This is a genomic window from Aminivibrio sp., from assembly GCF_016756745.1.
Classification (GTDB): Bacteria; Synergistota; Synergistia; order Synergistales; family Aminobacteriaceae; genus Aminivibrio.
In genome coordinates, this window is the sequence record NZ_JAESIH010000081.1 from 1 (window position 1) to 13,606 (window position 13,606).

Genomic DNA, 13,606 nt, shown 5'->3' on the forward strand with positions numbered 1-13,606 from the left:
GGTGGCGCAGAAGGAGAGCCCCGGGAACTTCCTGCTCATGCACGCCATGGGCCCCAACGTGGCGGGTGTTATCGGGACCGCCGTGGCCGCAGGCGTCATGCTCACTCTGCTGAGCTGAAAAGACCGGCGGGGGTCTCGAAAGGGGCCCCCGTTTTTTTGATTCCGGAAAAGGGCAAGGAGGCGTCCCATTGAGAGAAGTGCCTGCGGAATTAGTAACGGAAACGGTGAAACGGTTGTTTATCGAGGCGAATTATCATCTCCCTCCTGATATGGTGTCGGTTCTTGAAAAGGGAGAACATGAAGAGCAAAACCCGGTAGCGCGGTCGGTTTTCCGCACGATCCTTGAAAACCGCCTCGTGGCCTCGGAGGGCAGGTTCCCTCTCTGCCAGGACTGCGGCATGGCCGTCGTCTTCCTCGATATCGGGCAGGAAGCGGCCGTAACTGGAGGAAATCTTGAGGACGCTGTGAACGAAGGTGTCAGGAGGGCCTATGATGAGGGATTCCTCCGCAAATCCATGGTGGCGGAGCCTCTCTTTGAAAGGAGGAACACCGGCGACAACACGCCTGCCATTCTGCACGTCCGCCTGGTTCCGGGTGACAAGGTGACCATCACTGCCGTGCCCAAAGGCGCCGGAAGCGAAAACATGAGCGCCCTGGCCATGCTCTCTCCTGCCGCCGGGCCGGAAGGTGTCGAACGGTTCGTTCTCGACACGGTGCAGAACGCCGGCCCCAATCCCTGCCCGCCCATAGTGGTCGGCATAGGTGTCGGAAGCGATTTTGAAGGGGTGGCGGAACTCGCGAAGCGCGCCCTTCTCAGGCCGGCGGGGAGCGGCGGCGGTCACCCGAAGTATGCAGCCCTGGAGGCCGGACTGCTGCGGAAAATCAATGAGCTCGGTATCGGTGCGGCAGGATACGGCGGTACCGTCACCGCCCTCGGGGTGAATATCGAGTGGGCGCCGACCCACATAGCATGCCTGCCTGTGGCGGTCAATCTCTGCTGTCACGCCAACCGGCACTGCAGTGCGGAAATTTAGGAGGGGACAGGGTGGAAGAACGCAGAAGGCTTACCGCACCTGTTCTGAAAAGAGAAGCCTCGAACCTTGGGGCGGGGGATGAGATCCTTCTTTCGGGAGTGATCTACACTGCCCGGGACGCCGCTCACAAGCGAATGTCCGACGCTCTTGCCCGGGGTGAAAAACTGAAAGTCGACCTTTCCGGGGCAGTCATTTTTTACGCCGGACCGTCTCCGGCACGGCCCGGAGAGCCCACGGGCTCCATCGGGCCGACCACGAGCTACCGCATGGACCCCTACACCCCGCTGCTCCTGGAGCTTGGAGTCAAGGGAATGATCGGAAAGGGCGAACGGGCGGAGGAAGTGGTGACGAGCATGAAAAAAAACGGGGCCGTCTACCTCGGGGCAACCGGAGGGATCGCGGCCCTGCTTGCACGGACGGTAGTTTCTTCAAGGGTTCTCGACTATGAAGACCTTGGGCCCGAGGCGCTGAGGGAACTTGAGGTTCGCGACATGCCCCTGGTCGTGCTCATAGACAGTCTCGGTAACAGCATGTACCGGGAAGGTCCGGCGAAATACGCAAAAAGCAGGGAATAGGACAGTCTATTCCCCGGCGGTTTTGGCTGCCCCTCCGGAAATTTCGGAGAGGGCTTTTTTTGTCCGTTCTTCCGCGTTTATAAGGTGGCGTGTTACGGTGGCCTCCACTGTGTCGGGGTTGTGTTCCCTCAGGGCGGCGATGATTTCGTTGTGCTCTCTGGTCACCTGTTCGATAACTTCCTCGCGGAAGGGACCGTTTTCTGCGAAGTACCGGATCCTTCGGGCATGGACGCTGAGATTGGCGAGAGATTCGATGATCAGCGGGTTCTCCGTGTGGCTCGATAGAAGACTGTGAAGGGCGATGTCGGAATCCTGGTATATAGCGAAATCATCCGGGTGTTCGAGAACCTTCTTCAGCTTGGCCGCCACTGCGTTGATTTCGTCGTCCGTACATCCGATGGCGGCATCGCGGGCCACCTTCGCCTCAAGAATGCGGCGGAATTCCCACACGTGCCTGGACCGTTTTTCACTGACCTGAGTGACCACGGCCCCCTTGTTTCTTTCAATGTCCACGAGACCGATCCCCTCGAGCCTGAGAAGAGCTTCCCGAACGGGAGTGGTGCTGACGCCGAACTCCCCCGCGAGCTTGTCGATCTGGAGTACGAGACCCGGACGGTATGTGTTGTTGATGATAAGTTCCTTGATTGTTTCGAAAACCTGGTCGCCTAAAGAATGGAAAATCCGACTTGCCAAAGAATCCAACCCCTCTCCCGGAATGCCACAACTTGATATTTTACCATTTCAGGCGCAATTTTCCATAACCTCGTCCCTTTTCTTTCTTTGTAAATGAAACAAGCTTTGTAAATGAAACAAGCCCATTCATTTCTAATAATATAATTGACACAAGGCAGTCTGCATGATAGATTTTCTACGGGCTTTCTTCCCGGTGTTCCAGAATTCTTCATTGTGTGCATGCCTGTATCGGTTCTCCCGGAAGAAAGCCGATTTCTCATGTCCAGTCAAGGAGGGTTCCCGGATGTTCGCCCAGTCCAAAAAAATGGAAGCAGTGCCCTTTTCACCCATCCGCAAAATATTTGCCGAGGTGGACAAGCTGAAGGCTGAGGGAGTGGATATCATTACCCTCGGCATAGGGGAGCCCGATTTCGATACACCGGGCCACATTACCGAGGCCATGGCGGCCGCTACCCGGAACGGAGCCACCCATTATACAGCCAACAAGGGTATCGTCCAGCTCCGCGAGGCCGTGTGCCGGAAGCTGAAACTGGAAGACGGACTCGATTACGACCCCGAGGAAATCATCTGCACCGTGGGTGTTTCCGAAGGCGTTTTCGTATCCCTGAGCAGCTTCCTTGATCCCGGTGATGAAGTGCTCGTTCCGGACCCCTCCTGGGTGAGCTACTTCCATGTTCCCACCATGAACGGCGCTGTTCCGAAGGGCTATCCTCTCCGGGAGGAGAATGATTTCCAGATCGACGTGGAAGACCTGGAAAAACTGGTTTCTCCGAAGACAAAGATAATGGTGGTGCTCGATCCCTCCAACCCCGTTGGAGCGGTACAGGAGAAGGATACCCTTGCCAGGGTGGCTGAATTTGCCGTGAAACACAACCTTCTCGTGATCTCCGACGAGATTTACGAAAAAATCATTTACGACGGGAAGAGGCATTACAGCATCGCCGCTTTCCCGGGGATGAGGGAGCGGACCATCGTGCTCAACGGCTTCGCCAAGGCCTATGCCATGACCGGCTGGCGTATCGGCTACATCGCCGCTCCCGCCGAGCTGGTTTCCGTGATGAACAGAATGCACATGTACGTCGTCACCCATACATCAGTCCAGGCCCAGTGGGGAGCGCTAGCGGCCCTCGAAGGACCCCAGGAGCCGGTGGCCGGCATGGTGGATGAATTCAGGAAGCGCAGGGATTACGTCTGCCGCAGAATCGGCGGGATGAACAAAGTCTCCTGTCTCGTTCCCGGCGGAGCGTTCTATGTCTTCGTAAACATTAAAGAGACGGGCATGAATGCCGAGGAATTCACGAAATACCTCATCCGCGAGGCCCATGTCGCAGTGGTGCCCGGAACGGCCTTTGGAGCTCACGGAGAGGGATTCGTGAGAATTTCCTACGCCGTTTCCATGGAGAACCTGGAAAAGAGCATGGACAGAATCGAAAAAGCCCTCGCTCTCCTTTGATAAAGCCCGAAAGCAGGAGTGCCGGAGAACGTCCGCGGAGAGGAGAGCCTTCTTCCCCGCGGATCTTTTTTTTGGTACAGTTGATCGGGGAATGAAAAGGAGATGAAGAAAATCGAAATGAACTTCGCCGGGTTTCGGGCTGCGGACCCGGAAAAGCTCCGACGCGCACGGTTCATCGACAGGCCCAACCGCTTTCTCGTCCGCTGTGAACTTGAAGGCCGCCCGGTCAGTGCCTTTCTTCCCAATCCGGGGAGGCTGTGGGAAATCCTCCTTCCGGGAACGGAGCTTCTCCTTGCCGAAGACGGCGGAAGCGAGGTACGGAAAACTGCGTTTACTGCCGTCGCCGCCTTGAGGGGAGAATATGTCGTCCTGCTTCATACCCACATCGCCAATGATGCCGCCGGTTGGCTCATCGGGACAGGCAGGGTGCCCGGTCTTGAGGGGTGGAAGGTGAAAAAAAGGGAGGTCTCTTTCGGCCGTTCCCGTTTCGACTTTCTGCTTGAAAAAGAAGGGCGCCTCCTCCTTCTGGAGGTGAAATCCTGCACTCTCTTCGGCCAGGAGTCGGCCATGTTCCCCGATGCACCGTCAGACCGCGGCCGGAAGCACGTGGAGGAACTCTGGACGCTGGCAGGAGAAGGATACGAAGCGGCACTTCTCTTCCTGGTGCAGTCCTCCCGTCCCAATTTCTTTCTTCCGGATTTTCATACAGATCCCAAGTTTGCCGCATGCCTGTTCAGGGCAAAGGACAGGCTTCGGCTATTTCCCCTCGCCGTGGAGTGGAATGCCGCTCTCGAACTCACCGGGGAGCCGAAACTCCTGCCTGTGCCCTGGGAAGTCTACGAGCGGCACGGAGGCGACAGGGGCGACTGTCTCGTCCTTGTAGACGCCGGAGAAAAAGGGTTCTGGGCTGCCGCCTTCCCTACGGAGAACCTCTCGTCCTTTGCCGGGAAGGCTCTCCGTAGGAACGGAAAAGACTTTCCCTTTCCCCCGGGAAGCGGGGGGAAAGTAAAGGTTATCCCCATACGTTCAAGCCTTTCCGGCTCAAAGGACATCAACAACAGTCTCGCCTCTTGTGCTGCAGGCGAGGTCGTGAAGGAAGGGGTGCGATATTTCGTTTTTTCCGGGCCCCCCATGAAGAATGCATGGTTCGTGGAAATGCTCCTGTACCGCAGGACGGATCTCCTTCTGTCGGAGCTTCCCTAGAGAGGAAAGATCACCAGGGGGCACCGGGTGCTCTCGATCAGTCCTTCCGCCACCGACCCGAGGACGAGCCGCCCGAGCTCGCCCGCTGCGGGAAGTCCTATGGCGAGGGAGGCGGGCGCAATCTCCTCTATCCGGCCCGGAAGATCTGTGGCGGGATCTCCCGCAAGAAGGCTTGTTGAAACCTCAAGTCCCCACGAGGCAATTTCATCCCGGATCTCCTCCAAGGCTTCTTCCGCTGCGTTCAGCATTGCGGGAGCTTCTTCAGCCGACAGGGGGGACACCCCGTGGACGATGACGATCTCTGGGGATGCGCCCGTGGCTGAAAGCATGGCCCTGAGGTTGTCAAGCATCAGGCTGGTCCTGTTGGGCTCCAGGTCGAGAGCTACGGCAAGCTTTCCGAAAACCACGGCGTCGGGGAACAGGCCTTCCGATTCCCTGAGGACAAGCTGGGGAACGGGAATGGACCGTATCAGGGGGAGCCCGTCCACTCCTTCGGGCAGCGCAAGAAGGGCAAAGGTGCAGCCTTCGGAACGCACCGTTTCCGGCAGAGTTTCCAGGATGTCACCGGACAGGACGAGGGTTTTATAATAGGATTCAGGGGGAAGTACCCGGGAGGCCATTTCTTCGAGGTATCCCTCCGCTTCCCGGACCACGTGGGGAGCCTCTATCCCCGTGGCGGGATCGACCACGTGAAGCAAAAGGAAATCCGTCTGATGCCCCTTAAGCTTCTCCGACGCCCAGGCCAGCGCCCGCTCGGAGAAAGGGGAAACATCGGCGAGAAAAAGAATCCGCGTAAGCATGATCATCCCTCCCATGGTATTCTGGTCTTCCGGACAAGTATATCGTAAAGGAGTCTTTTCAGTGTGGAGAAATTTCAAAAAAGGCGGCATTTACCATGAATAAGGACACTTCGTGGAAAATCGCAGACGGGATACGGAAAGTGATCAGGTGTATGCCCTATTCGTTGGCGATTTCCGTCGGTGCGGGTCTCGGCCTCCTTTTCTGGGCAGCGAGCAAAAAAAAGGTGGACGAAGCGGAGAGACGCTGCGTGAGGGCGCTGCAGGTCGGGGTGACGGAGGCCAGGAGAATCGTTCGCGGCTCCTATATGAACCTGGGGCGGTCGGTGGCGGAATTTCTCTCCATGGACAAGGTTCGGGGCGATCTGCGGGACCTGGTGGAGTTTCACGGTGAAGAGCACCTCCGAAAGGCCCTCGCCAGGGGAAAGGGTGTCCTCTTTCTCTCCGCTCATTTAGGCAATTGGGAAATCGGTGCGGCTGCCATCGCCGAAAGGGGTTACCCCATGAACGCCATCGGGACGGACCAGCGGGATGAACGGATTACGAACCTCATCATACAGAAAAGAGCCGAATGCGGGATAACCTCGCTCGGCAAAGGCTTCGATCTCAAGGCTGCCATACGATGCCTTCAGAGAGGAGAGGTCCTGGCCATCCTCATGGACCAGGACGTCAGGGACAAGGGCGTGGTGGTTCCTTTCCTGGGGCTTCCGGCGAGCACTCCCTTCGGCCCTGCGAAAATCGCCAGAAAGCTTGGAAGTACTATTCTGCCCGCATTCATGGTCCGCAGGGGCGCCTCCATGGTCCATGACTTTTACATCCTTCCCTCCCCCTGGGAGAAAGGGTACCCCGGCGAGGACGAAAGCATGGAATCGGCCATGACCATCTGCAACGATGCCATCAGCCGGTTCATAAGGGAATATCCGGAGCAGTGGATGTGGCTCTACCCCCGTTGGGCCTCCACGGAGAGTGAAATACGGTGATCCTCGCCATCGACCCGGGAAAGGACAAATGCGGATGGGTTTTCGCCTCAGACGGGGGTGAACTGATCGCGTCGGGGATCTTCCCGGCCGGAAGGGCCGGTGATTTTTTCCGTGCGGTGGCCTCCGGAAACGGACGGGAAATTGCCTCGTTTGCCCTGGAGAAAGGCGGATCTTTTCCGGAATGGTTTTCCGTGGAAGAATGCCTTGTCGGAAACGGCACCGGGAAAGAATTGGTTCTTTCGCTTGCAAAATCCGTGTCCCTTGGAGTAAAGTTAGTGCCTGAGAAAGGGACCACATTGTCGGCGAGGAAACTTTACTGGAAACACCATCCTCCCCGGGGTATCCGGAAACTGTTTCCCGAAGGCATGCGCGTTCCTCCGAGGGACGTGGACGATTTTGCCGCCCTGGCGATTGTCCTGAAATTTATCGAATCGCAGAGCGCTCGTTGAACAGGAAGGGTGAATGAGAATGGGAACGGAGAAGCTGGCGGTGCTCGTAAACACATTCGGGTCTTCTCTGATGACCGTCAGCAAAGAGATGGGAGTCGAGGTCACCCTTGTGAAGTCTGAAATAGCCCAGGGTGTCAATGTGAGCGGAAGTTGCGTAGCGGCCCTAGTGGGCGTTGTGGGCGGGGGAGTGCAGGGAACGGCCGTCATCATGCTCGACAGGGAAGGTTTCAATACGACCGTCTCGGCCATGTCAGGGGGAATGATCTCCCCCGACATTGATGACGACGTCTCCATGAGCGTCATCGGGGAACTTGCGAACATGGTCAGCGGCAGAGCTCTCGTGCAGGCAGCCCTTGAAGGTACGGAGGTGACCCCTCCCCAGCTGATTTCCGGTGCAGGCATAAAAACCATTCCCAGCCAGTCGCCGGGGGTGAGGAGCTTCACGCTGCCCTTCCGTCTTCCGGTCGGGGGGACCCTTTTTCTTGTTCTCTCCTTCCACGTGTAGATTCGTGCCAAATAAAAACGGGCGCCCGGAATTTCCGGGCGTCCGTTTTCGTTTGGCCTTCCGGGAAAGACAGCCCCGACTTACAGTTTTTCGCCTTCGGTGGATGCCACTACTGCTGTGACGCAGGAGTCGCCCACAACGTTGATGCACGTCCTGGCCATGTCGAGGACCGCATCGATACCGGCCACGAGGGCGGCTCCCTCAAGGGGGAGCCCGACGGCCGTCAGCACGAGAGTCAGCATGATGAGTCCCGCGCCGGGAACACCCGCCGTGCCTATGGAAGCGAGCGTTGCCGTGAGCACGATGCTCATCTGGGCTCCCATGGTCAGGGGCAGGCCGTAGGCCTGGGCGACGAACAGGGCGCAGATGCCCTGGTAGAGCGCCGTTCCGTCCATGTTAATCGTGGCGCCGAGGGGAAGGACGAAGGACGACACCTTCTCGGAGACGCCGAGGTTTTCCTGGGCAGTCCTCATCGTGATGGGGAGGGTCGCCGAGCTTGAACGGGTGACGAAGGCAGTAAGGGCCGGTTCACGGACACCCTTGAAAAACCACATGGGCGACTTCTTCACGAACACCATGATCAGGCCGGAATAAACCAGCAGGGCGTGGAGAGCGCACCCGAGGTAGACCGCCCCGATGACTTTCGCGAAGGGGGCGAGAACGGAAAGACCGTACTTGGACACGGTCACGGCGATAAGGGAGAACACGCCGTAAGGGGCCACTTTCATCACAATGCCCGTCAGCTTGTACATGGTCTCTGCCAGGGAGTCGAAGAAGGCGATGACCGGCTTGCCCTTTTCACCGGCAAGAACGGCGGAAATCCCGAGGAAGAGGGCGAAGACGATGATCTGGAGCATAACGCCGTCAGCCGCTGCCTTGACGGGATTGGAGGGGAAAAGACCCAGGATGACGTTCATGATGTTGGGAGCTTCGGGGGCCTTGAAAGCGGAGGTGCTCCCGGAAAGGGTAAGTCCCACGCCGGGCTGGATGAGGTTGCCGAGGACAAGACCGATGACGATGGCCACCGCGGTGGTCAAGAGATAGAGGACAATGGTCTTGATGCCGATTCTTCCGAGGTCACGGGGATCGCCGATGGAGGCCGCCCCCACCACAAGGCTGGAAAACACGAGGGGAACGATGAGCATCTTCAGAAGGGCAAGAAATATCTGCCCCAGGGGCTCCACGTACTTCACCTTGTCGCCGAAAACGATCCCCGCTCCAATACCCAGGACGAATCCGATTCCTATCTGCCAAATCAGTGGAACTTTCTTGACTGACACCACTACCGCCTCCTTCAAGAAATGGATTGAAAAACGATTATCTAAAAATAATCTCTTCTTCTCATCCCTCCTTTGTGAAACAAGAGGCTGTAATTTCCAAATACAGCATACTCTCTTTCCCTTCCCTTTGCCATACCTCCGGCGGGCTTTTCCTGTTCCTGTATCTGAGCTTTTTTCTTCTTCCGGAGGGATAATAAAAAGAAAGGGGAAAAAGTGGTGAAGGGAAGCGAATTCTGTTAGGATACCATCAGCAGTAATATACACCTTTTTCTGCCCATCCCGGGGAGGGATTGCCATGACCGCAAAACGAACTGCAGCAGTTATTCTCAGCCTTTTTCTCATCTTTGCCGCAGGTGCGGCCTACGCAGGGGGGGGCGTTGTCCTGGCCCTTTCCGGCGGAGGAATACGGGGCCTGGCCCACATCGGCGTTCTCGAGATGCTGGAAGAAGAAGGCATTCCCATTGCCGGCATTGTCGGCACAAGCATGGGGTCCATCATCGGCGGACTGGCGGCCTGCGGTTACTCACCAGCGGAACTGAGGGAGGTCGTAGCCAACCTCGACCTCACCAGCCTGCTCTCCGAGAAAACCAATCCCATTTTTGTCCCCCTGAGTCAGGACAGCGCCACCCCCAGGAGCAAAATACCCTGGGTGGCGCTCGACTCTTCCGGAGAAGTGGTCGGCCCTCTTGGCGGCATGTCGGGAGTCAAGCTTCTTGAACGGTTTGCCCAGCTTGCGTCACGAAGCCAGATTGTCCGGTTCGATGAACTGACCATTCCCTTCGCTGCGGTCGCCACGGACCTGGAAACCGGAGAGAAAGTCGTGCTGCGGACAGGCAGCCTCGCCTCCGCCATGCGGGCATCCATGGCCATCCCGGCCCTCTTCGATCCCTGGGTTGTGGAAGGGAAGCTCCTGGTGGACGGAGGTCTTGTCTCCAATCTTCCCGTGGAAACGGCAAAAGAACTTTTTCCCGGATACCCGGTCATAGCGGTGGACGTGTCCGGAACCCTCAAGAGCAGAAAGGACATCCACAATATCATGGATGTCATGGACCAGTCTCTCACCATTCTTACCCGCAGAAACGTGGAAAACGAAATCATGAAGGCCGACCTGGTCATCTCGCCCCCGATGGACGGAGTTCCCATCATTGACCTTACTCATGCCTCCCAGATCATCGAGGGGGGCAGGCAGGCCGCCATGGACCGCATGGCCGCCATCAGGAATCTCGCGGACAACGCTCCCCCCGTGGCCCAGAGAGAGACCCCCTTCATCGCCACCAAGGTTGCCTCCATCAGGGTTGAAGGCGCAACCGCCGATCTTGAGCGAAGAATACAGAACCGTTACCGATCCTGGATCGGAAAGCCCCTCAGCAACATCAACCTGGTGAGGGCGAGCGGGGAAATTGGCGACCAGGATGATGTACTCGCAGTGGATTACCGTTTCGAGGAGGCGGAGGAAAACCTGGACGTCATCTTCGTCGTTCAGCACAAACCGGAGATGGAAATCAATTTCGGCGGCTACACCACAAACCTTCACTCCCACCGGTGGGTGTACATTCATGGCGTTCGCAGGAATCTTTTTTCCGAAGGCGACTCTTTCAGGTTCAACGCCAAGGTTGGAGAAGAGTGGGGCTTCGACGCCGCCTACCTGACCTCCCCCGAAAAGAACAAAAGCTGGGAGGTCACCCTCTCGGCCCAGAACTGGGAGCTTGAGACCAACAAGGGCACTCGGTCATGGGACAGGTATGCCGTCGGGCTGACGAAGAGATTCTCCGCGGGCTCCTTCCCGGCCGGGCTCGGTTATGCCTTCGAACGTGTCAACTCCCGCGGAGTCGATTACGACGCTTCGGGGCCCACCTTCTTCCTGACATACAACACCCTCAACGATCCCACCGACCCCACGTCCGGGGCCCTCTTCCACCTCCAGGCATGGTGGCCCGACATGGAAGAGGTGCTCTACCGGGCGACATACTTCCAGACCGCCCGGCTTTCCGAAAGATGGCGCTTTTACTTCCGGGCCGGTTTCGCCGAAGGCGATGAAACCGCCGCCGGAGGAAACCGGGCCGTATACCTCGGAGCCACTGAAGAACTCTACAGCTATTCCGGGAACCCCATCCAGGGAGAACGGATGTTCTGGTGGAACGCCGCTTTCAGGCGGGTCCTCATGAAGAGCTGGTGGGGCGCCCTCAACACCGAAATTTTCGGCGGAATGGGCTTTGTTTACGACGATACCGGCAACCGGTACCGGGATGTCTGGGAAACGGGCATCTCCCTCTCAGTCCCCGGCTTCTTCTTTGACGGCAAGCTCATGTTCCTTTATAACGACGAAAGGGACTTCAAGGTCGGCTTCTTCATCGGAAGCCCCGTCTGGGGACATTATCCGCTGCCGTAAACCTAAATCCGCGCATTTTTCAGGCAGAGGGAGTGTCGCCGGGCATAAGGTGAATTCGCCCCGCCAGGGGCGAAGAGATTATCCCCTGGGGAAGGGCGCCTGAGGTGAGAGAAACCGACACGGATGTCGGTTTCACAAGCAGGCAACCGGCGAACGCAGGGAGCCGTGGGACTCGCTTGGGCAGTTGTCAAGGACGACAATCTGCACCCCCAGCCCAAGCGTTCCCCGGTGACACTCCAGCTGCCTGCGGATTTAGGGTAAATATCCCGGGTTGCGCAGAAAGGCCTTCAGGAACTAGAATAGGTTTTCCGCCGGCTTTCCAGAACGAGCCGTGCGAAACTGATGGAACATATACAGGAGGAACCTAAATGGCACGGAATATAACACCAAGAGCTGAAGACTACTCTCAGTGGTATCTCGACATCATCAAGGCGGCGGAACTCGCCGACTACGCCCCTGTGAGGGGCTGCATGGTCATCCGCCCTACGGGATACTCCCTGTGGGAATCGATCCAGCATCATTTCGATGAAGCATTTAAAGAAACCGGTCATGTGAACGCCTATTTCCCCCTCCTCATTCCCAACTCCTTCCTTGAAAAGGAAGCGGAGCACGTGGAAGGATTCGCTCCCGAGTGCGCCGTAGTCACCCATGCCGGCGGCGAGGTCCTTGAGGAGCCCCTGGTCATCCGTCCCACATCCGAGACGGTCATCGGTCACATGTACAGCAAATGGATACAATCCTGGAGAGACCTCCCCATCCTCATCAACCAATGGGCGAACGTCGTACGGTGGGAAAAGCGGCCAAGGCTGTTCCTCAGGACCTCCGAATTCCTCTGGCAGGAGGGGCATACAGCTCACAGCACCAGGGAAGAAGCCATGGAGGAGACCCTGAAGATGCTCGGTGTTTACGCACGGATAATGAGGGACATTCTTGCCCTCCCGGTGGTGGAAGGCGAGAAGACCGAGGGTGAGCGCTTCCCCGGAGCCGAAAACACCTATGCCTGTGAAACCATGATGAGCGACGGAAAAGCCCTTCAGGCAGGAACAAGCCATTTCCTCGGCCAGAATTTCGCCAGGGCGTTCGACATCAAGTTCCAGAACCAGAACGGTGATCTCGAGTATGCCTGGACCACGAGCTGGGGGGTTTCCACCCGTCTCATCGGCGCCATCATCATGACCCACTCCGATGACGACGGCCTGATCCTTCCTCCCCGTGTCGCTCCCGTGAAGGCGGCCATCCTCCCCATAAGCACCAATGAGGAAAAAATCGCCTCCACTCTCCTTCCAAGGGCGATGGAGCTATCCGCGGAACTTGACAGGAGTCTTGGAGGCCGCAGTTCCGTGGTGGACAAACAATTCTATCTCAGGCCGGGAGACCGGTTCTTCCAGCACCTCCAGAGAGGGGTGCCCCTGCGGGTGGAACTTGGGGAAAAGGATCTGGCAGCCGGAACGGCCAGAGTCGTCCGTAGGGACTCGGGGGAAAAGATCGATATTCCTCTTGAAAATCTTGCCTCCAAAGTCCCCGCACTCCTTGAGGATATCCAGTCCGGCCTCTTCAACCGGGCGCTCGCCTTCCGCAGGGAAAACACGGCTGTGGTTACCTCATATGAGGAAATGAAGAAAGTTCTGGAAGAAAAGGGCGGATTCGTGGAGGCCTGGTTTGCCGGCTCGAGGGACGATGAAAAGAAGATAAAAGAAGAAACAGGGGCTACGGCACGGTGCATGCCTATTGACAGTCCCGAAGAGGGAACGTGTTTCTTCACGGGAAAACCGGGAGCCCGGAAGGTCATTTTCGCGAAGGCCTATTAAGGGGAGCCATGGAGGGGGCGCATCTGCGAGTGCAGCCCCCCTTTTTTTCGCGGATTTCCTGAAAAAAAGGGTTCAAATGCTTGTCTGTCTATTCGGAAATTCTATTCCCCGCCGTTTTTTTCTATCTGCCGTTGTGGAGGTTGGGGGTATTTATTCAGTGATTCCAACATTTCACGCATCTTTCCCCTTTTTTGTTCCTTCCGCTGGAAGCGAGTTGACTTCTCACAAAAAAATGGTATTATACCCCTCGCGTCGTTGAAACGGCGCCGCCGGGCCGGACCCCGAAGGGGCTGAACGTCAGGCGGGAACGAACGTGACAGAACCTTGACAGATTTATAGGAGAAGGAAAGAGGTAAAAGGGCGAGCCTTGAGTAAAGTAATTGAGAGTTTGATCCTGGCTCAGGACGAACGCTGGCGGCGTGCTTAACACATGCAAGTTG

The 13,606-nt window shown here is 57.3% G+C and carries 13 protein-coding genes and 1 rRNA gene; 11 read left to right on the forward strand and 3 right to left on the reverse strand.

From position 1 onward, the window contains the following. The 3 genes from JMJ95_RS13175 to JMJ95_RS13185 form a co-directional block, all read left to right on the forward strand. Positions 1 to 118 (forward strand): sodium ion-translocating decarboxylase subunit beta (locus JMJ95_RS13175; RefSeq protein ID WP_290683152.1); only part of this gene is annotated, 118 nt, incomplete at its 5' end. Between the two features lie 79 nt (positions 119 to 197). Next, positions 198 to 1,034: a fumarate hydratase gene (locus JMJ95_RS13180; RefSeq protein WP_367153813.1), complete on the forward strand. Its 837-nt coding sequence runs from the start codon at positions 198 to 200 to the stop codon at positions 1,032 to 1,034. Positions 1,035 to 1,045: 11 nt separating this feature from the next. Continuing rightward, a complete protein-coding gene (locus JMJ95_RS13185; protein ID WP_290686212.1) occupies positions 1,046 to 1,609 on the forward strand; it encodes a Fe-S-containing hydro-lyase in 564 nt (187 codons plus the stop codon). Between the two features lie 6 nt (positions 1,610 to 1,615). On the opposite strand, the gene JMJ95_RS13190 is transcribed toward JMJ95_RS13185, so the two are convergent. Then, on the reverse strand, positions 1,616 to 2,302 hold the full coding sequence (locus tag JMJ95_RS13190; protein ID WP_290686214.1) for a GntR family transcriptional regulator: 687 nt from the start codon (positions 2,300 to 2,302) through the stop codon (positions 1,616 to 1,618). A gap of 283 nt (positions 2,303 to 2,585) precedes the next feature. Between JMJ95_RS13190 and JMJ95_RS13195 the strand changes: the two genes are divergently transcribed. After that, positions 2,586 to 3,755: a pyridoxal phosphate-dependent aminotransferase gene (locus JMJ95_RS13195; protein WP_290686217.1), complete on the forward strand. Its 1,170-nt coding sequence runs from the start codon at positions 2,586 to 2,588 to the stop codon at positions 3,753 to 3,755. A gap of 102 nt (positions 3,756 to 3,857) precedes the next feature. Next, positions 3,858 to 4,958 (forward strand): DNA/RNA nuclease SfsA, encoded by a 1,101-nt coding sequence (sfsA, locus tag JMJ95_RS13200; RefSeq protein WP_290686220.1) that lies wholly within the window; start codon positions 3,858 to 3,860, stop codon positions 4,956 to 4,958. Here the strand turns inward: sfsA and JMJ95_RS13205 are convergent. Continuing rightward, positions 4,955 to 5,758 (reverse strand): universal stress protein, encoded by an 804-nt coding sequence (locus JMJ95_RS13205; RefSeq protein ID WP_290686223.1) that lies wholly within the window; start codon positions 5,756 to 5,758, stop codon positions 4,955 to 4,957. The genes sfsA and JMJ95_RS13205 overlap by 4 nt on opposite strands. Before the next feature lie 95 nt (positions 5,759 to 5,853). On the opposite strand from JMJ95_RS13205, the gene JMJ95_RS13210 reads away from it, so the two are divergent. Genes JMJ95_RS13210 through JMJ95_RS13220 form a run of 3 tightly spaced genes read left to right on the forward strand, consistent with a single transcriptional unit; the run spans position 5,854 to position 7,689 of the window. Then, a complete protein-coding gene (locus JMJ95_RS13210) occupies positions 5,854 to 6,735 on the forward strand; it encodes a lysophospholipid acyltransferase family protein (RefSeq protein ID WP_290686226.1) in 882 nt (293 codons plus the stop codon). Continuing rightward, the gene (locus tag JMJ95_RS13215; protein ID WP_290686229.1) at positions 6,732 to 7,184 is read left to right on the forward strand and encodes an endonuclease; all 453 of its coding nucleotides are present in this window, start codon (positions 6,732 to 6,734) and stop codon (positions 7,182 to 7,184) included. Before JMJ95_RS13210 ends, JMJ95_RS13215 begins: the two co-directional genes overlap by 4 nt. A 13-nt stretch (positions 7,185 to 7,197) precedes the next feature. Further along, positions 7,198 to 7,689: a chemotaxis protein CheX gene (locus JMJ95_RS13220; protein ID WP_290686232.1), complete on the forward strand. Its 492-nt coding sequence runs from the start codon at positions 7,198 to 7,200 to the stop codon at positions 7,687 to 7,689. Between the two features lie 80 nt (positions 7,690 to 7,769). On the opposite strand, the gene JMJ95_RS13225 is transcribed toward JMJ95_RS13220, so the two are convergent. Continuing rightward, entirely contained in the window at positions 7,770 to 8,969 is a 1,200-nt protein-coding gene (locus JMJ95_RS13225) for a dicarboxylate/amino acid:cation symporter (RefSeq protein WP_367153812.1), read from the reverse strand. 295 nt (positions 8,970 to 9,264) lie between these two features. Here JMJ95_RS13225 and JMJ95_RS13230 point away from each other — a divergent pair, with 295 nt between their 5' ends. The 3 genes from JMJ95_RS13230 to JMJ95_RS13240 all read left to right on the forward strand — a co-directional run. Further along, positions 9,265 to 11,358, forward strand: coding sequence for a patatin-like phospholipase family protein (locus JMJ95_RS13230; protein WP_290686236.1), 2,094 nt, complete (start codon positions 9,265 to 9,267; stop codon positions 11,356 to 11,358). 368 nt (positions 11,359 to 11,726) lie between these two features. After that, a complete protein-coding gene (gene proS, locus JMJ95_RS13235) occupies positions 11,727 to 13,166 on the forward strand; it encodes a proline--tRNA ligase (RefSeq protein ID WP_290686238.1) in 1,440 nt (479 codons plus the stop codon). Between the two features lie 376 nt (positions 13,167 to 13,542). After that, a 16S ribosomal RNA gene (locus tag JMJ95_RS13240) occupies positions 13,543 to 13,606 on the forward strand; the annotation flags it as partial.

What these genes read in the sequence shown, in the direction of transcription:
- JMJ95_RS13220 (WP_290686232.1), top strand. Translation starts at nt 7,198, where the DNA reads ATGAGAATGGGAACGGAGAAGCTGGCGGTGCTCGTAAACACATTCGGG.
- sfsA (WP_290686220.1), top strand. Translation starts at nt 3,858, where the DNA reads ATGAAGAAAATCGAAATGAACTTCGCCGGGTTTCGGGCTGCGGACCCG.
- proS (WP_290686238.1), top strand. Translation starts at nt 11,727, where the DNA reads ATGGCACGGAATATAACACCAAGAGCTGAAGACTACTCTCAGTGGTAT.
- JMJ95_RS13230 (WP_290686236.1), top strand. Translation starts at nt 9,265, where the DNA reads ATGACCGCAAAACGAACTGCAGCAGTTATTCTCAGCCTTTTTCTCATC.
- JMJ95_RS13210 (WP_290686226.1), top strand. Translation starts at nt 5,854, where the DNA reads ATGAATAAGGACACTTCGTGGAAAATCGCAGACGGGATACGGAAAGTG.
- JMJ95_RS13205 (WP_290686223.1), bottom strand. Translation starts at nt 5,758, where the DNA reads ATGCTTACGCGGATTCTTTTTCTCGCCGATGTTTCCCCTTTCTCCGAG.
- JMJ95_RS13195 (WP_290686217.1), top strand. Translation starts at nt 2,586, where the DNA reads ATGTTCGCCCAGTCCAAAAAAATGGAAGCAGTGCCCTTTTCACCCATC.